Here is a 17541-nt window from a genome sequence, read left to right on the forward strand (position 1 = left end):
TTGATATGGCAACAAAGAAGATGTCCAGAGAAAGCTACGACAAGCTCGTCGCTGAGCTCGATGACCTCAAGATCAATAAACGTAAGGAAGTTGCTGAAAGACTTAAAGTTGCCCGTTCATACGGAGACCTTTCAGAAAACGCCGAGTATGACGAAGCCAAAAACGAACAGGCTATCCTCGAGGCTCACATTCAGGAACTCCAGTACACCATCGACAATGCTGAGATAGTTGACGACGAGAGTATTTCCGTCGATGAGATAGGCATGAGCTCCAAGATCACTATCAAACGCCTTGATACAGGCAAGATTGAGACCTTTACCATAGTCGGAACAAACCACGCCAACGTAAGAGAGGGTCTTATCTCCGATGAATCTCCTATCGGCAAGGCTGCCATGAAAAAGAGAGTCGGCGATACATTTATCGTTGAAGCTCCCGCAGGCGAGCTTAAGTTCGAGGTCATAGAGATCTCAAAGTAATCGAAAGGACGCATAGAATGAGCGAAAATCAGGTAAACAGCCCTGTTCAGGCAGACGAAGAGCCTGTACAGGATATAAATATACTAAAGAAGGACCGTCTTGACAAGCTTGCCGATCTCCGCGAGCTCGGCCATGACCCCTTCACTATCACAAAGTTCGACGTTACAGGTCATGCTGCCGACTACAAGAAGGAGTACGAGGCAAAGGAAGCCGAGATACTTGCAGCAGCAGGCGACGACGAGGAAAAAAAGGCAGCAGAGCTTGAAAAGCTCAATGAAGTTACAGTCCGTATCGCAGGCCGTATCATGAGCTGGAGAGATATGGGCAAGGCAAACTTCATCGACGTCCGCGACGCTTCCGACCGTATACAGGTCTATGTACGTTCCAACGACGTAGGCGCAGACCTCTTCAAGGAGTTCAAGAAGAAGTGGGACATCGGCGATATCATCGGCGTTGAGGGCTATGTTTTCAGGACAAAGAAAGGCGAGATATCAATACACGCCAAGAGCATAACCCTGCTCACAAAGTCCCTCCTCCCCCTCCCCGAAAAGTGGCACGGTCTCAAGGACACAGACACAAGATACCGTCAGCGCTACCTTGACCTCGTTATCAATCCCGACGTCAAGGACACCTTTGTAAAGCGCTCAAGGATAATCGCATCTATCAGACGCTACCTCGACGATCAGGGCTTCATGGAGGTCGAAACTCCAATGCTCGTATCCAACGCAGGCGGCGCAGCAGCGAGACCGTTTGAAACTCACTACAACGCCCTTGACGAGGACGTAAAGCTCCGAATCAGCCTTGAGCTCTACCTTAAGAGACTCATCGTCGGCGGACTTGAAAGAGTTTATGAAATAGGCAGAGTATTCCGAAACGAGGGCGTTGACACCCGTCATAACCCCGAGTTCACACTTATGGAGCTCTATCAGGCATATACAGACTACTACGGAATGATGGACCTCACCGAGAATATGTTCCGACACGTTGCTCAGGAGGTATGCGGAACTACTACCGTCCCCTACGGCGAGCACATGATCGACCTCGGCAAGCCCTTTGAGCGCCTTACCATGATCGACGCTGTAAAGAAGTACTCGGGCGTTGACTTCAACGAGATAAAGACTCTTGAGGAGGCAAGAAAGATCGCCGATGAAAAGGGCGTAGAGTACGAAGACCGCCACAAGCGCGGCGATATCCTCAACCTCTTCTTTGAAGCTTTCGTTGAGGAGCACCTCATCCAGCCCACCTTCATCATGGATCACCCCATCGAGATATCGCCTCTCACCAAGAAGAAGCCCGACGCCCCCGAATATGTTGAGCGTTTCGAGCTGTTCATCACAGGCAGAGAGATGTGCAACGCTTACTCCGAGCTTAACGATCCTATTGACCAGCGTGAGCGTTTCAAGGCTCAGGAAGAAGCTCTCAGTCAGGGCGACGAGGAAGCAAACCGCACAGACGAGGACTTCCTCAATGCACTTGAGATAGGTATGCCGCCTACGGGAGGCATCGGCTACGGTATCGACCGTCTGGTAATGCTGCTGACAAACAGCGCTTCTATCAGGGACGTACTTCTCTTCCCCACACTCAAGAGCCTCAATCAGTAAATAACAAGGAATTCGGGCGGCTGATTGCCGCCCGTTATCGTAAGGAAAAGAAATATGAGCGAAAAAGATAAAAAAAACACTCCCGAGGAAGAAAGCTCCGAAAAGCTCAGCGTTGACACTGATATATTCAAGAGCAGAAAGGAGCTTAAGAAACAGCGCGAGGAAGAGACCGCCCGTCAGCAGCTTGAAGTGGAGCGCAGAAAGGCTCAGCTCGCAAAAGAAAAACAGGAAGCATACGAAAAGAAGATACATGACGAAAAGATCGAGCTCATGCGTATGAAGCAGGGTATGCTAGAAGAGGAAGAAGCAACCATACACGAGGAAAAGGAAGAGGAGGTAAAGCTCACCTTCTGGCAGAAGGTAAGCAATTTCTTCTACCATAACAAATGGTGGCTTGGTCTTGGAGCATTTTTCGCGGTAATGATGGTATTTCTGATAGTCGATCTGGCAAAAAAGCCCCGCCCCGACTCGGCTATACTCATGCTCTGCGACAATAACGATGTGGGACTTTCGCCGCAGCTTGAGGACTACTTCTCCCAGTTCGGCGAGGACAGCAACGGCAACGGCGAGGTGCTTGTTTCCGTATACTATATCCCCTACTCCACCGACGATCTCAGGAACTACAACAACGGAGTAACGGGAAAGCTTTCCACATTTCTCAGCGGCACAGAACAAGTCATTATAATAGGAAACGACCTGACTGTCGAGGATATTATTGATCCGAAGGAAGACCTTGTTGACCTCAGTCAGATATATCCCGACGATCCCCACGTAAAGGAGTATTTCTACTACCTTAAGGACACGAATTTCGCAGAGGCTCTCGGTATCAAGCCCAGCAGCATACCCGCGGATATGTTCCTTGCCATACGCACCCCTGTTGACCCCGTATACGGAGTCAACGAGAAAATGCAGAAGACCTACGACAAGGACTTCCCGCTGTTTGACAAGTTAGTAAAGTCGCTTTCAGCAGACAATTGAAAAAAGCCATAGCATTAAAATGCTATGGCTTTTCATTTTTGTGATCATCGGAAATATCTTCCTGTAAAAAATACACTTTTGGTGTATCTTTTTTGATATTAAACGTTTTTCCGTTTAAAAAGTGCTCATTTCAGCCCCATTATAGAAAGGCTTTTTTGCAAGGCACATATTCGCCTCTATCAGCTCACTAAACTGTAGTGAACGGCGACCTCGCCGTTCCGACAGATCATTACAGTAACACGGAACACTTATCTGCTTGCAGGCTCACAGCTAAAACACAAGATACTCGATGACAGAATTCGACATGAGAAACCCCTTCGGAGTGAGCCAAACACGCTCCCCGTCAGTCTCGGCATAGCCGTCCTTTACAAGGGGCGGGAGCTTCCTTTCGATATCGGCTCTGTGCTCGGGGAAATCCCCGAGGTAAAGCCCCTCTTTAAGCCTTAGTCTCAGCATTGCGTACTCCTCAAAGCCACAGGGACTTTCGTCAGTGACTGTTACCTGCTGCACATCGTCTGAGATAAACTTTGCAATATCGCGCTCTACGGCAAATCTCCTGCCGTTATAGCAGGAATGTGCCGCAGGACCTATGCCGAGGTAATCCTCGCATTTCCAGTAGCGGCAGTTGTGTCGGCTCTCAAAGCCTGCCCTTGCAAAATTCGACACCTCATACTGCATAAAGCCACGCTCTTCAAGGAGCCTTACCATTTCAAGATAAAGCTCCGCGGTACCGTCCTCGTCGGGCAGTCTCAGCTTTATGTCCTCGCAGTCAAAAGGCGTACCCTCCTCGGTCTTGAGAATGTACGCCGAAATATGCTGTATTGGCAGAGAAGTGAGCTTTTCCGCGGAATACCGCAGACTGTCGGGCTTCTGACCGGGCAGGGCTATCATAAGGTCGCAGGAGATATTCTCAAAGCCTGCCCTATGTGCATCAAGCACAGCCTGCTCCGCTCTTTCGGCACTGTGAACACGCCCCAGCATTTTCAGCTCGCTGTCGATCATGGACTGAACGCCTATTGACAGGCGGTTCACGCTTGTATTTCGCAGTTCTGACAGCTTTTCCGCACTGAGAGTGCATGGATTTGCTTCAATAGTTATCTCAGCCTGCTCATCAATTGAAAAGCAGTTCCGTATCTCGTCGATTATGCTGCCTATCTGCACAGAAGTGAGCAATGAGGGCGTACCGCCTCCGAAGTAGACCGTACTCACCTTTCGCTCCGTATCCCCGTAATGGCGGATATTCCGCAGCACAGCCGAAACATATTCCTCCGCCGTCTGCCTTGTATAGCCTACAGAATAGAAATCGCAGTAGCCGCACTTTTTTCCGCAGAATGGCACATGGATGTAGATACCGAGGTCTCTCATTTGTATGCGTCAAGCCTTATGGACTGCACCAATCTGAAGCAGAAAGCATTTACAATCCTCGGTACCACATACATCGAAGCAAGCAGGCATATACACATCGGCATCTCATGGGTGAACATCCACTCGCTTTTCAGACCGTTGAGGTAGATAACTACTATAAACGCAAAAGCTATAAGGCAGTATACAGCCTCAAATACCGTTGCTCCCTTGCCGTTGACGCAGAGCTTTCCGCATTTTGGGCAGGGCTTTCCCTTTGACTTCATTGTTCCCGACACTGCCTTTTTAATGGGAGTAAAGGTCTTTTCTCCGCAGTGGGGACAGGTGTATATACTCATGACGATTCATTTCCTTTCACTGTTTCAGCTTCGGCCTCTATGGGTTCGAGCTCCTTTGCAAGCCTTGCCGCAGGCACATTTCCCGCAAGCTTGGGTGTGAGCTCCAGACGCTTTTTCTTTGACGCTTTTCTGCGGTGTCTGAACATACCGAGAAAGTCCTCGGGATGAAGTATCACAAGCGTAAGAAGCATTATTCCCATAGCAAGAAACAGCTTCGGGAAGTTATCATGCACCGCAAGTCCGAATATCAGCAGGACTATAGCGGTAACGCAGAAGCTTGTACGTGACTTCTCACGAAGTCTTATCCTCACGGCGCGTAGCAGCCGCCCCGCACCCGAATTTTTCGGCACAAAGTATTCGGTTATCACAGTAATTATGCTTACAAGCAGTATTGCAGCAAGTATTCCGAGAATGATGCAGTTTATCATAAAAGCCTCCCGCTGCTCAGCTGTCCAGCTTCAGTACGCTCATGAACGCCTCCTGCGGCACCTCTACAGTACCGAGCTGGCGCATACGCTTCTTGCCTTCCTTCTGCTTTTCGAGCAGCTTCTTCTTTCGGGTTATATCACCGCCGTAGCACTTTGCAAGAACGTCCTTACGCATTGCCTTAACGGTCTCACGGGCGATTATCTTTCCGCCTATTGCAGCCTGTATCGGCACCTCAAAGAGCTGACGCGGAATGTTATCCTTTAGCTTTTCCGCTATTTTACGTGCTCTGGAGTAAGCCTTGTCAGTGTGTATGATAAAGCTGAGAGCGTCCACAACTTCGCCGTTGAGGAGTATATCCAGCTTTACCAGCTTGCTGGGAACATATCCCATCATTTCGTAATCAAAGGAAGCATAGCCCTTTGTACGGGATTTCAGCACATCAAAGAAATCGTATACTATCTCGTTCAGCGGAAGCTCGTAATGAAGCTCCACACGGGTATCGTCGAGGTATTTCATATCCTTGAAAACTCCGCGTCTGTCCTGACAGAGCTCCATGATATTGCCAACGTAGTCCGACGGAGAGAGTATGCTTGCCTTTACCATAGGCTCTTCCGCAGTCTGTATCAGCGCAGGGTCGGGGTAATTGGTAGGATTGTCGATATACTGCACCTCGCCGTTTGTCATAGTCACCTTATATATAACTGACGGAGCAGTTGTTATAAGATCGAGGTTGTACTCGCGTTCAAGCCTTTCCTGTATTATCTCCATGTGGAGAAGTCCGAGGAAGCCGCAGCGGAAACCAAATCCGAGGGCTATAGAGGTCTCGGGCTCAAATGACAGGGAAGCGTCGTTGAGCTGGAGCTTTTCCAGTGCGTCGCGGAGGTCTCCGTACTTTGCGCCGTCGGCAGGATAAATACCCGAGAATACCATAGGATTTACCTTTCGGTAGCCGGGAAGGGGCTCGTCGCAGGGACGTTCGTCATTAGTGACCGTATCGCCTACCCGAGTATCGCCTATGCTCTTTATGGAAGCCGCTATATAGCCGACTTCTCCCGCTTCAAGGCTGCCGCTGTTCACAAGGTTTGAAGCGTCCATAAAGCCTGCCTCAACTACGTTGAAAACAGCTCCCGTAGCCATAAGGCGGATATTGTCCCCCACCTTTACTCTGCCCTCTTTTACGCGGACATAGATTATAACGCCCTTGTAGGAGTCGTAATAGCTGTCGAAAATAAGGGCTTTCAGCGGCTTTTCGGGATCACCCACAGGTGCGGGGATATCGGTGACTATCTTTTCGAGGACAGCCTCGATATTGGTGCCCATTTTTGCGGAAATACGCGGAGCATCCATAGCAGGTATGCCTATTACGTTTTCCACCTCATTGCATACTCTCTCGGGATCGGCCGAGGGAAGGTCTATCTTGTTCACAACCGGAACGACTTCAAGATCGTGCTCGATGGCAAGATAGGTGTTGGCAAGGGTCTGAGCCTCGATGCCCTGAGAAGCGTCAACAACGAGTATAGCTCCCTCGCAGGCTGCAAGGGAACGGGAGACCTCATAGTTGAAGTCAACATGGCCGGGAGTATCAATAAGGTTGAAGATATAGTCCTCGCCGTCCTGAGCGGTATACTTAAGACGAACCGCACGGGCTTTAATGGTGATTCCTCTTTCGCGCTCGATGTCCATATTGTCAAGGAGCTGATCCTCCATGTCGCGGATAGCGACAGTTTCGGTCTTTTCAAGGATACGGTCGGCAAGTGTGGACTTGCCGTGATCTATATGCGCTATGATACAAAAGTTTCTTATCTTATCGTTAGCCAAAGCTTTACCTCTTTTCAAAACATAATAACTCAGTATAATTATATCAGAAAGTCCGGTGTTTGTAAAGTGTTTTCTGCCGCGAGATATACAAAAACGGCACGGTAAAGACCGTGCCGCCATAGTTATTCGGTTATGCTCTCAGGCATTAGGGTCAAGAGTTGCTATCTTCTTGAGGAGATAGAGCTGTATGCGGAGAGCGTCGTTTGAAGTGATACCCTTTGTGCTGGTATCAACATCGGCGTTTGTCTTGCCCTGCTCTGTGATAGCCTTTTCATCCGTACCGCCTATGCCGTACTTGTTGGGATTTGCAAGACTCTGCATGATGAGAACTGCGTCCGCCATATCTACCTGACCGTCGCAGTTTGCGTCGCCCCATGCTGTTGACTTATCGGAATTGTTTCCAATCTCAGTAGTCTCAACGTCCGATTTCTTTTCTATCGTTATCTCATACGCTATCTTGACATTTGTTATAATCGAAAGTCTATTCAGGTTAGTAAGTCTCGGAACAAACATTACTGTATATTTGCCTTCAGGAAGATCAGAAATATCGGAGTTTTCTGAAATAACCTTGCCGTCCTTGCCAACTATATAGCACGTTTTGTTGAAACTTCCCTGATCTGAGATCTCTGAAAGGAATGTTTCGTCGAAGGTTTTACTTCCTGCCTTGAAGCTGATACCGCTAAGATCAAGGGAAGCCCCCTGTGTATATACTGTCTTTGTAGGATATGTCTCAACCTTATCGAATGAGTACACACTTGTATTCTGACCGCTAAGTCCTGTAAGTACAATATCAGGGCTCTCAGTGATCCATGTAGTAGTTGTTACCGAAGGATCAGGTGCAGTTGTTGTGGTCGTGATTGTTGAAGTAGTTGTTGATGTCGTAGTTGTAGTGCTTGTAGTAGTTGTTGTCGAAGTTGAAGAAGTTGTTGTAGTTGTTGTTCCCGATGTTGTTGTGGTAGTAGTGGTTGTTCTCGGAGTAGGATTTGTATTGCCCGAATAGTAGTCGGAAAGTGATATACCGTTGCCCGCTGTACCGAGAGGTATCTGATGATCGAGGCTTATGAACTTGCCGCCTTCTGTCTGCCAGAGCGCAGGCTTTACGAATTCGTACTTAACGTCGTCCCATTTCTGGAAGTTATCATAAACAAGTCCGCCTGTATCCGATGAATTCTCATTGAAGCACCAGAAGGTGTGGTGGATATGCTTGTCTATCATATAATCACGGAGCTCTGTGAGCCAGTGTACATTCTCGCCTGTGGTGTCGTGCTCAGCGTCAACGAAGCCGCCCCACTCACCGATAAGGAGAGGATACATATTCTCTTCAACGAGGTATGCCCATGTGCCGTACCAGTAATCGTCAAGAAGTGTCTGACGGGTAAAGGTCTTGTTCGGGTCGTCAAGATAGAACCATTTCTGCTCCCATACTCCAGGACCGTAGTCATGAGGAGAGTAAACGATCTGCTTGTTGTACTGACCGATATCTACGGGATGATCCTTTACGCCGCGGAGATTAGCTCCCCACCATGCGCCCCATACCTTGCTGGGCTTGTCATAGTTTGCATAGTCAACGGAAGGAGTTGTCCAGTCAGCGCCCTCTTCAAACTTAGGATAGCACTCAACGCCCTCAACCATGATAAGGAGATTGGGGTTGTTGTTAAGACACGCCATAGCGCCCTGCTCGGCAGCATACTTCCAGTTGTTCTGATCCTTTGAGTCGTCCCACTTTGCGAACTTGCCCTCCTCGGGCTTGCCGTGAGGCTCGTTCTTGAGGTCGATAGCGATGATGGTATCATCGTTCTTGTAGTAGTCCGTGAACCACGAGAGTGCGTCAAGCCAGTCCTTTGTGGAGTAATTGTCATCATACCACAGAGGCACGTTATGGCCTGCGGAGTTGCTCGTAGCACAATGGATATCCATCATGATCTTGAGACCGTCCTCCTTGCACCACTCAACTACCTTGTTCCAGATGTCGAAGCTGTACATGGGAGTACCGCCTACCTCGCCCTCGATAGTCAGCTCAGGGTTCTCATACTCATTGAGCTTTATCATCGGATCGGGCTTCTTGTTTTTCCACTGGAGGATTATCTCTGTGGACATAGGTACACGGAGAAGATTGAAGCCGTGGTCTGCGATAAGGTCGAGACAGTGATGCACGTTTGCCGACCATGCGCCGTCGAATATCTGACTTCCGACATTGTAGCCGAACCAGTTTACGCCTGTGAGCCAGACTTCGTTTCCGTCCTTGTCAACGATCTGTGCCTTATCGTTGACGTGGAGCCAGTCGTCGCCGTTATTGTCGGCAGCGGCTGCATTTTTTACTGTTTTTTCTGCGGACATACCGTTGTTCAGCGTGGGAACAAGCATGACCGTTGCTGCCAGACCTGCCAGCAGCCTTGTTAAAATATGTTTTGCCATGTTAAAATCCCTCTCTTTTAACAAAAATATTGGTACTATCATTATAACCCTTTTTTTCGGTAATGTCAACGCTGTTCGAGAATTTCAGCAATAAAATATACTTTTTTACCAAGAGCTTCAGCTCAGCAGCTCCTCACGCATACTTTTCAGGAGCTTTTTTTCGCGCCGTGATACCTGCACCTGCGTCATGCCCAGCACAGCCGCCGTCCTTGACTGTGTCAGTCCCCTGAAATAGCGCAGTTCAAGGAGAGCACGGTCCTTCGGCTCAAGCCCAGACATTATCTGCCGAAGCGCAAGCAGGTCGGTTATGCTCTCGTCGGGAGCTTCCACGGGGATATCCGTCTGACCCTCGTCATCGTCTCCCGAGGTAAGGGAGACCACGGGCTGACTTACGCAGAGGGCTTCGGATACGGCTGCTTCGCTCTCTCCCGAAAGCTCCGCAAGCTCGGCAACTGTGGGCTCCCGCATCTCCCGCTGACGGAAGCTCTCGCACAGGCGCTGCAAACGCAGGGAGAGCTCCTTTAAGCTGCGGCTGACGCGGACTGAACCGCCGTCGCGGAAGAGCCGCTTTATCTCCCCCAGTATGACGGGTACGGCATAGGTGGAGAACTTCACTCCCCTGCTGCTGTCGAATGCCTTCACGGCTTTGAGCAGTCCTATGCAGCCTGCGGAATACAGGTCGTCGTACTCTATTCCCCGTCCGCGGAAACGGTTGGCACAGAGATGTACAAGTCCGAGGTTATCCTCGGCGGCAGGTCTCTTTGTATCAGCCGCCATGCTGTGACAGCCTCTTTCTCATGGTCACCGTCGTTCCCTTTTCGGGAGCGCTCCGCACCGTCAGCTTGTCCGTAAAGGACTGCATGACCGAAAAGCCCAGCCCCGAGCGCTCCTCCTCGGGAGCTGTTGTGAAAAGGGGCTCCATAGCCTGTTTTACGTCCTCTATCCCGCAGCCTTTGTCTTTTATCCTTATGTATACCTCTCTGTCAGGCAGCAGCCGCACAGTCAGCTCGATATCGCCTTTTCTGTGCCTGTAGCCGTGAACTACCGCATTTGTGACAGCCTCGGATACGGCAGTCCTTATGTCGGAGAGCTCCTCCACGGTGGGATCTGCCTGTATCAGGAATGAGGATACCACTGCACGGGCTGCCGCTTCATTTACGGAAAGGGACGGCATTTTGAATCTGATCTCGTTAAGTATTTCCATTTCCATTCTCCTTTATCGTATTTTTACTATGCGCTCTATGCCTGCGAGCTTCATGACGCGCCTGATATACGGCTGAGGGTTGAGCACCTCAAGCTTGCCGCCGCACTCCTTCATGAGCTTGCTCCTGCCCATTATAAGCCCTATCCCAGAGCTGTCCATAAAGGTTATACCGCCGAAATCTATGGCAAGCTCGCGGGGCTGTGCCGTTACTATGAAGCGGTCAAGCTCTGCGCGGAGCTGCTTTGCATTGTGGTGGTCGAGCTCGCCGCTCAGCGTGGCTACTGCCGTGCCGTTCTCGTTTTTTATATCTACCTTCATTGCTTCTCCTCCTTTTCATTGCCCTCCGAAGCTTTTTACCGCCCGACGGCCGTGATCTGATATGCATTAATAATACCACGGCTTTTCCGTGAAAAATGTCAATTCCTGCCATCTGACCGAAATTTTATCATAATGATTGAAATAGCCGAATAATAATGGTATAATTGTATTTGTAACGCTTATATCACTCAAAGGAGAAAGATATGGTACTTTATTTTTCCGCAACGGGCAATACACGCTTCCTCGCTTCCGAGCTTGCAAAAAAGCTGGGAGACGAATGTGTGGATCTGCTCGGAAGGGTCAAAAAAAATGATCTCTCGGAGATACGCTCCGACAGACCATTCATCATATGCACTCCCGTATACGTCTGCGAAATGCCGAGATTTCTCAGCAAATACCTGAGGAATGTAAAGCTCACGGGCAGCAGGAAGGTATACTTCATTGCCGACAGTGCAGGCTACGGCGGTATAACGGGATATCTCGCAAAAAAGCTTTTCAGGAGAAAGAAAATGGAGTTCATGGGATATTCCGAGGTCGTGATGCCGAGGAATTACTTCATAAGCCACTATCCGCCCCAGTCCGAAAGCGAGATAAAGGAGCGGCTCGTAAGCGCCTGCCGCCAGCTTGACGATATCGCTCAGACTATCCAAAAGGGCGGAAAGCTGAAGGCAAGATACGTTTTTATGTTTGAAAAGCTCATAACCATACCCTTCAATCCCGTATGGTCGAAATACAAGATGTCCGCAAAGGAATTCTTCGCGGACAGCAAATGCATAAGCTGCGGCAGATGCGAAAAGGTCTGTCCCCTGAACAACATTTCCATAAGGGACAAAAAGCCCGTATGGGGCAGCAGCTGCACACACTGCATGGCCTGCATAGGCAACTGCCCGACGGGAGCCATCGAATACGGCACTGTCACCCGTGAAAAGGGAAAATACAACTTCATGAACTACAAGCACCTGATAAGCGATAATTCCGCAGATACGGCAAAAAGGAGAAAAAATGGCTAAACAATTCTGGAAGGGCAGCACTCTGCTCGCTCCCGTCCCCGCAGCCCTCGTGACCTGCGGGACTATGGACGACCCCAACGTACTCACCATAGGCTGGACAGGCATAGTATGTACAAGGCCGCCTATGACCTATATTTCCGTGCGCCCCGAGCGCTACTCCCACGATATCATAAAAAAATCGGGAGAATTCGTCATCAACCTCACTACCTCCGCCATGTGCCGAGAGACCGACCTCTGCGGCGTGAAAAGCGGAAAGGATACGGACAAATTCGCACTCTGCGGTCTGCATACCGCTCCCGCACAGAAGGTAGCGGCTCCCATTATCGAGGAATGTCCCATAAGCATAGAATGCAGGGTGACAGAGGAGAAGCTCCTCGGCTCGCACACTATGTTCCTTGCGGAGATTATCGGTATCGACGCCGATGAAAAGTACATCGACAGCAAGGGCAAGCTTAATCTGCAGCAGTGCGGTCTTATGGCATTCGCCCACGGGGAATACTTCGCACTGGGAAGAAAGCTGGGCGACTTCGGCTTCTCCGTCAGAAAGAAGAAAAAGCACCGCAAGCCGCCGAAAGCATCAGGATGACATATCCTCGATGAAGCGTTTCAGCTCCCTGTCGTTTTCAAGGTATATCCCGCGGGAAAGCTCTTTCCTGTCGTAGTCAGACATTAGCGCAAGGTCGATGTCTATGAGCAGATAGGGCTTCTCTTCGCCGTTCCTGAACACTGCCGCCCTGCCGCCGCTTTCGCGGACAACGTATTCGGGCGCTTTTTCACTTACGGAAGCTGCCGCAAGACGAGTCTCTACCCTGCTTTTGTGCACCGTCCTGCCGAGGGTGCAGACTATGAGAAAGCCCGATGCCGTCACCGCGGCGACCAGCGTGAAATATATCCTTTTTGCGTTCCTGTATGTCATTTTATCACTCCTTGCCGAAATATCCGTAAATATTATTGCCCTATTTTTCTATATTATACAAATTGCTGATTTTTCTGAAAAAGTCTTAACATTTCCGCTGAAACGTGATATAATATATAATGTATATGTTTACACAGAAACAAAAAATCTTTGAAAGGAGCTTTGCCGTCTCTGACGGCTATTCTGACAAAATGAATTCTAAAGATCTCCACGCTTCCCGTCATCTCGAAGCAGCAGATACGGAAGTGCGTAATAATCCGCATAAAAAGAAAAAGAAGAAGCACAGCAAGGCCTTCAGGATATTCAAAAAGCTTATGACGGTCATTGCGACCACTCTGCTTTCGCTTATCCTCGTTATCATCATAACGGGTACTATCGTAAGCACCGCTCTCACGGTCTACGTACTCAGGTTCATGGACGACTCCACAACAGTCACCCTTCAGGAGCTTGAATCAGGAAGCGATACATTCTTCTACGCTAATCACATAAACGAATACGGCGACCTTGTGCTGGACGAGCACGGAAATCCAGAGCTCGAACAGCTGTACCACAACCCCAACAAGGTACAGCGTATCCCCGTATCCATAGACAAGATACCGCAGCACGTAAGGCAGACCTTCATATGCACCGAGGACGAGCGTTTCTACGCCCATGAGGGTGTTGACTACAAGCGTACATTCTCGGCGTTCCTGAATATGTTCCTGCACTTCTACAATACCGAGCAGGGCGGTTCTACTATCACTCAGCAGCTCGTAAAGAACCTTTCGGGAAACGATCAGCATACCACAGAGCGTAAGATACGCGAGATATTCGCGGCTATGCAGCTCGAAAAGAGCTACACCAAGGACGAGATACTTGAGGAATACCTCAACTATATCGCTTTCGGCGGTCCGAGAAACGGTATACAGAAGGCTTCCATAGACTATTTCGGTAAGGACGTTTCCGAGCTCACTATCCCGGAGGCGGCTGTACTCGCAGCTATCCCCAAGAGCCCTGAGGACTACGGTCCCTTCGTTATTTACCGTCAGGACGACAACGATCCGACTTCTCCCATAGTTGTTGACGGTAAGGCAAACAACAAGCCCCGTCAGGAATACGTTCTTTATAAGCTTTACGAGAACGGCTACATCACCTATGACGAATATCAGCAGTATATCGTAACGCCTATCATATATACGGACTCCGAGGAATACAAGAAGGCTCACCCCGAGGAAGAGCTCAAGGAGCTGGAGGCAAAGGCAAAGACCTACAGCTGGATACTCGACGCCGCTTTCTTTGAGGCGGAAAAGATCTTCATGGATATGTACGATATCTCCGAGGACGAAGCTCTCAGCAAGATACAGAGAGGCGGATATCAGGTATATATAAAATACGATCAGAAAATGCAGACCTATGTGGAGGACAAGCTCCGCGACTTCAGCACCTTCCAGTACGTTCTCCCCGAATACAGCTACAGAAGATATGTCGATATCAACGGCGACGGAACAGTTGACGAGGAGGAAGCTCTCCCGCACGTTGCGTTCTGCGCTGTGAACTACAAAGGCGAGGTCCTCTGTGCAGTAGGTACTGTAGGAGAGAAAAAGGATTCTCTCGTAACCAACTATGCAGTTAAGGAAAAGCGACAGATAGGTTCTACGGTCAAGCCTCTGGCAGGCTACGGCTACGGCATTGATTCGGGTAAGTTCCACTGGGGCTCGCCGATCAAGGATTCTGCCGTTAAAAGACTGGATAACGGAAACTGGTGGCCTACCAACTACGGCAACGTTGCCGGCCGCGGCGGTTCTGTTCCGCTATGGAGAGGTCTCAGAGACTCAATGAATACAATTTCCGCACAGCTCGTAGTTCAGGGCGGCGTTGAGGAAGTCTTCGACTATGCCCACGATAAGCTCGGCCTTGATCTTATAGAAGCTGAAAGAGGAGAGGGCTTTGAATCGCCTCTTACCCTCGGAGCTCTTACAAAGGGCGTTACACTGGAAAATCTCGTAAACTCTTATCTCCCCTACGGTAATCAGGGTATGCACTATGACGCTCACCTCATTACCATGATAAAGGACAGCAATCAGCAGATAATTTATCAGAGCGACGGAAACCCGAGACGTGCTATCGAGGATGAGACCGCATATGTCGTTAACCGTCTCATGAAGAATGTTATCGACGCAGGTACAGGTACGGACGCAAAGCTGTATAATAAAGTCGTTGTCGGAAAAACAGGTACTACTCAGGACTTCGTTGACGAGTGCTTCGTAGGTCTTACACGTGATTTTGCAAGCGGAATCACAGTCGGCTACAAATCATTCGATGTACAGCTTACATGGAACAATATCGTTTCCGCAAAGGTATGGCGTACTATCATAGGCGATTACATCATCGACAATTACAACGATACTCCTCAGGACTTTGAAAAGGTAAGCACCGTTATCGAAGCTTCAATGTGTTCAAGCACAGGCAATATAGCAGGTTCAAGCTGCCCGAAGGGTGCTATCGGTTACTGGAAATCCGTATGCAAGGAAAATGAGGACTACAAGCCCCCGTATTGCAGCGGAGCTCATTATCAGGCTGCCACACAGGCTACTACAAATGCAGCTGACGGCGGCGCAGCAGGCGGCGGTGCAGCAGCAGGCGGCGGCGCAGCAGCAGGCGGCGGTGCAGCAGCAGGAGGCGGTGACGCTGGCGGCGGTGCAGCAGCAGGAGGCGGAGATGCTGGCGGCGGTGCGGCAGCAGGAGGCGGAGACGCTGGCGGCGGTGACGCAGGCGGCGGTGCGGCAGCAGGAGGCGGAGACGCTGGCGGCGGCGCAGCAGCCGAATAATAATAAAAGGTGATACTTTGAGCAATAATATCAGATTATGCTGTCCATGCCATTTCGGTCTGGAAAGCGTGCTTAAATACGAAATACAAAAGATCGGCGGCACTGACCTCAAGGTCAGCGACGGAAAAATAAGCTTCACGGGCGGCGAAAATATCATCGCCCGTGCCAATATCTGCCTGTCTACGGCAGAAAGAGTCCTTATCGAGCTCATAGAATTCAAGGCTACTACCTTTGAGGAGCTCTTCCAGGGCGTAAGGGCTGTGGAGCTTGAGCGGTATATCGGTCCAAACGATGCTTTTCCCGTAAAGGGACATTCGCTCAGCTCTGCCCTGCACAGCGTTCCCGACTGTCAGTCCATAATCAAAAAGGCTGCCGTTGAACGCCTGAAATCCAAGTACGGCATTGAATGGTTCGACGAATCGGGTCCCACAGTGCAGATAAAGTTCAGTATCCTTAAGGATGTTGTGACGATTTACCTCGATACCAGCGGAGTGGGTCTCCACAAGCGCGGCTACAGAAGGAATTCAAATGCAGCCCCCATAAAGGAAACTCTTGCGGCGGGCATAATCGACCTCGCCCGTGTACGTCCCGATTCCGTTGTATGCGACCCCTTCTGCGGAAGCGGTACTCTCCTTATAGAAGCTGCTCTGAAAGCACTGAGGATAGCTCCGGGTATAAACCGAAGATTTGCAGCGGAAAAGTGGAGCACTCTCAGCGATAAGATCTGGCGGGAGGAACGCAAAAGAGCTATCGACAATGTTGACAAGTCGGCAGAATTTCACGGCATAGGCGCAGATATCGACGACGCGGCTGTTGCTCTTACTCTTGACAACGCTCACAAGGCAGGGATAAAATCCCGCATTACCGTCGAACAGGCTGATATCTCAAAATTCGTTCAGCCTATGGACTCAATCGTAATATGCAATCCCCCTTACGGCGAGAGACTTCTCGAACTCCGTGAGGCTGAGGATATTTACAGAAAAATGGGTAAGGTGCTCGGAAAGGGCGGCAGCAGACAGAGCTATATCATCTCCCCTCATGAGGAGTTTGAAAAGTTCTTCGGCGAAGAAGCCCATAAGCGCAGAAAGCTCTACAACGGCATGATAAAATGTCAGCTGTATATGTACTTTTGAACTTAAAAAGCTCTGTATAAGTGTGATACTCATACAGAGCTTTTGCTTTAAGGTGATAATATGGGATACTTATTAAAAAGGAAGCTGCTTCATATTTTCTTTCCCAACCGCTGTCCCGTGTGCGGGGAGCTTATAGGCGCAATGGAGCGCTTCTGCGTCAGCTGCGCGGAAAGGCTCACGCCCTATGAAGGGAGCTTCCGCATAGAAGGTGCTGAAAGCTTTACGGCGGCTTTTGTTTATGACGACGCGGTAAAGCCTGCGGTATTTCTCCTGAAGGACGGGATATGCGGGAACGCTGCATACGCTCTCGGAGGCGAGCTTGCAGACAGGCTCAAAGCAGAGGGAGCTTCAAAGGATACAGATGTTATAGTCCCTGCCCCCATGCACAGCAAGGATATAAGGCGGCGCGGCTTTAATCAGTCTGCTCTCATCGCAAAGGAGCTCGGAAGGCTGCTTGATATCCCCGTTGATACGAAGTCCGTTGTGAAAATACGGCACACTCATACTCAGAAAGGCCTCGGCAAAGGCGGGAGAGCTGTCAATCTCCGCAGTGCATTTACCGCTTCACCGACTCTTAAGGGCAAAAGAGTTCTTTTAGTCGATGATATATGCACTACAGGCAGCACTCTCCGCGAGATCACTTCCGCTATCAGAAAAGCAGGCGCAGCTTCCGTGCGCTGCGCCTGCTGCTGTAAAACGAACTCCCACAGAGACTGAATTCTCCGTGGGAGTATTT

The 17541-nt window shown here is 49.8% G+C and carries 17 protein-coding genes; 8 read left to right on the plus strand and 9 right to left on the minus strand.

The window, feature by feature from the left end:
- The 3 genes from greA to Q0R37_RS07920 all read left to right on the plus strand — a co-directional run.
- The coding region (gene greA, locus Q0R37_RS07910) for a transcription elongation factor GreA (RefSeq protein WP_366517408.1) at positions 1-476 on the plus strand (476 nt) is incomplete at its 5' end.
- A gap of 17 nt (positions 477-493) precedes the next feature.
- Complete coding sequence (gene lysS / locus Q0R37_RS07915; protein ID WP_294753121.1) at positions 494-2077, plus strand: lysine--tRNA ligase; 1584 nt, start codon at positions 494-496, stop codon at positions 2075-2077.
- Between the two features lie 54 nt (positions 2078-2131).
- Entirely contained in the window at positions 2132-3055 is a 924-nt protein-coding gene (locus Q0R37_RS07920; RefSeq protein ID WP_294753123.1) for a hypothetical protein, read from the plus strand.
- A gap of 270 nt (positions 3056-3325) precedes the next feature.
- Here the strand turns inward: Q0R37_RS07920 and hemW are convergent, their stop codons facing one another.
- The 8 genes from hemW to Q0R37_RS07960 form a co-directional block, all read right to left on the minus strand.
- Complete coding sequence (hemW, locus tag Q0R37_RS07925; RefSeq protein WP_294753125.1) at positions 3326-4420, minus strand: radical SAM family heme chaperone HemW; 1095 nt, start codon at positions 4418-4420, stop codon at positions 3326-3328.
- Positions 4417-4755 carry a hypothetical protein gene (locus Q0R37_RS07930; protein ID WP_294753126.1) on the minus strand — a complete coding sequence of 113 codons (339 nt, stop codon included), beginning with the start codon at positions 4753-4755 and terminating at the stop codon, positions 4417-4419. The genes hemW and Q0R37_RS07930 overlap by 4 nt, the downstream gene beginning before the upstream one ends.
- Entirely contained in the window at positions 4752-5183 is a 432-nt protein-coding gene (locus Q0R37_RS07935; RefSeq protein WP_294753128.1) for a hypothetical protein, read from the minus strand. The genes Q0R37_RS07930 and Q0R37_RS07935 overlap by 4 nt, the downstream gene beginning before the upstream one ends.
- A 16-nt stretch (positions 5184-5199) precedes the next feature.
- Positions 5200-7002 (minus strand): translation elongation factor 4, encoded by a 1803-nt coding sequence (gene lepA, locus Q0R37_RS07940; RefSeq protein ID WP_294753131.1) that lies wholly within the window; start codon positions 7000-7002, stop codon positions 5200-5202.
- Positions 7003-7140: 138 nt separating this feature from the next.
- Positions 7141-9417, minus strand: a complete 2277-nt coding sequence (locus tag Q0R37_RS07945) for a cellulase family glycosylhydrolase (protein ID WP_294753133.1) — start codon at positions 9415-9417, stop codon at positions 7141-7143.
- A 117-nt stretch (positions 9418-9534) separates the two neighbouring features.
- Entirely contained in the window at positions 9535-10194 is a 660-nt protein-coding gene (locus Q0R37_RS07950) for a sigma-70 family RNA polymerase sigma factor (protein WP_294753135.1), read from the minus strand.
- Complete coding sequence (spoIIAB, locus tag Q0R37_RS07955; RefSeq protein ID WP_294753137.1) at positions 10184-10621, minus strand: anti-sigma F factor; 438 nt, start codon at positions 10619-10621, stop codon at positions 10184-10186. Before spoIIAB ends, Q0R37_RS07950 begins: the two co-directional genes overlap by 11 nt.
- A 12-nt stretch (positions 10622-10633) precedes the next feature.
- Positions 10634-10939, minus strand: a complete 306-nt coding sequence (locus Q0R37_RS07960) for an STAS domain-containing protein (RefSeq protein WP_294753139.1) — start codon at positions 10937-10939, stop codon at positions 10634-10636.
- Between the two features lie 203 nt (positions 10940-11142).
- On the opposite strand from Q0R37_RS07960, the gene Q0R37_RS07965 reads away from it, so the two are divergent.
- Positions 11143-11949 (plus strand): EFR1 family ferrodoxin, encoded by an 807-nt coding sequence (locus Q0R37_RS07965; protein ID WP_294753141.1) that lies wholly within the window; start codon positions 11143-11145, stop codon positions 11947-11949.
- Complete coding sequence (locus Q0R37_RS07970; RefSeq protein WP_294753143.1) at positions 11942-12535, plus strand: flavin reductase family protein; 594 nt, start codon at positions 11942-11944, stop codon at positions 12533-12535. The genes Q0R37_RS07965 and Q0R37_RS07970 overlap by 8 nt, the downstream gene beginning before the upstream one ends.
- Here Q0R37_RS07970 and Q0R37_RS07975 read toward each other — a convergent pair.
- The gene (locus Q0R37_RS07975; RefSeq protein WP_294753144.1) at positions 12527-12865 is read right to left on the minus strand and encodes a hypothetical protein; all 339 of its coding nucleotides are present in this window, start codon (positions 12863-12865) and stop codon (positions 12527-12529) included. The genes Q0R37_RS07970 and Q0R37_RS07975 overlap by 9 nt on opposite strands.
- A gap of 191 nt (positions 12866-13056) precedes the next feature.
- Between Q0R37_RS07975 and Q0R37_RS07980 the strand changes: the two genes are divergently transcribed.
- The 3 genes from Q0R37_RS07980 to Q0R37_RS07990 are packed head-to-tail and all read left to right on the plus strand — an operon-like array spanning position 13057 to position 17522.
- Positions 13057-15672, plus strand: coding sequence for a transglycosylase domain-containing protein (locus Q0R37_RS07980; protein ID WP_294753145.1), 2616 nt, complete (start codon positions 13057-13059; stop codon positions 15670-15672).
- Between the two features lie 17 nt (positions 15673-15689).
- Complete coding sequence (locus Q0R37_RS07985; protein ID WP_294753147.1) at positions 15690-16805, plus strand: class I SAM-dependent RNA methyltransferase; 1116 nt, start codon at positions 15690-15692, stop codon at positions 16803-16805.
- Between the two features lie 60 nt (positions 16806-16865).
- Entirely contained in the window at positions 16866-17522 is a 657-nt protein-coding gene (locus tag Q0R37_RS07990) for a ComF family protein (RefSeq protein WP_294753150.1), read from the plus strand.
- Positions 17523-17541: the final 19 nt, after the last annotated feature.

The organism is uncultured Ruminococcus sp. (genome assembly GCF_946415235.1).
In the GTDB taxonomy this organism is placed as follows: domain Bacteria; phylum Bacillota; class Clostridia; order Oscillospirales; family Ruminococcaceae; genus Ruminococcus.

Excerpts from the sequence above, each read along its gene's own strand:
- lysS (WP_294753121.1), top strand. The coding sequence starts at position 494 with ATGAGCGAAAATCAGGTAAACAGCCCTGTTCAGGCAGACGAAGAGCCT.
- Q0R37_RS07920 (WP_294753123.1), top strand. The coding sequence starts at position 2,132 with ATGAGCGAAAAAGATAAAAAAAACACTCCCGAGGAAGAAAGCTCCGAA.
- hemW (WP_294753125.1), bottom strand. The coding sequence starts at position 4,420 with ATGAGAGACCTCGGTATCTACATCCATGTGCCATTCTGCGGAAAAAAG.
- Q0R37_RS07930 (WP_294753126.1), bottom strand. The coding sequence starts at position 4,755 with ATGAGTATATACACCTGTCCCCACTGCGGAGAAAAGACCTTTACTCCC.
- Q0R37_RS07935 (WP_294753128.1), bottom strand. The coding sequence starts at position 5,183 with ATGATAAACTGCATCATTCTCGGAATACTTGCTGCAATACTGCTTGTA.
- Q0R37_RS07945 (WP_294753133.1), bottom strand. The coding sequence starts at position 9,417 with ATGGCAAAACATATTTTAACAAGGCTGCTGGCAGGTCTGGCAGCAACG.
- Q0R37_RS07950 (WP_294753135.1), bottom strand. The coding sequence starts at position 10,194 with ATGGCGGCTGATACAAAGAGACCTGCCGCCGAGGATAACCTCGGACTT.
- spoIIAB (WP_294753137.1), bottom strand. The coding sequence starts at position 10,621 with ATGGAAATACTTAACGAGATCAGATTCAAAATGCCGTCCCTTTCCGTA.
- Q0R37_RS07960 (WP_294753139.1), bottom strand. The coding sequence starts at position 10,939 with ATGAAGGTAGATATAAAAAACGAGAACGGCACGGCAGTAGCCACGCTG.
- Q0R37_RS07965 (WP_294753141.1), top strand. The coding sequence starts at position 11,143 with ATGGTACTTTATTTTTCCGCAACGGGCAATACACGCTTCCTCGCTTCC.
- Q0R37_RS07970 (WP_294753143.1), top strand. The coding sequence starts at position 11,942 with ATGGCTAAACAATTCTGGAAGGGCAGCACTCTGCTCGCTCCCGTCCCC.
- Q0R37_RS07975 (WP_294753144.1), bottom strand. The coding sequence starts at position 12,865 with ATGACATACAGGAACGCAAAAAGGATATATTTCACGCTGGTCGCCGCG.
- Q0R37_RS07980 (WP_294753145.1), top strand. The coding sequence starts at position 13,057 with ATGAATTCTAAAGATCTCCACGCTTCCCGTCATCTCGAAGCAGCAGAT.
- Q0R37_RS07990 (WP_294753150.1), top strand. The coding sequence starts at position 16,866 with ATGGGATACTTATTAAAAAGGAAGCTGCTTCATATTTTCTTTCCCAAC.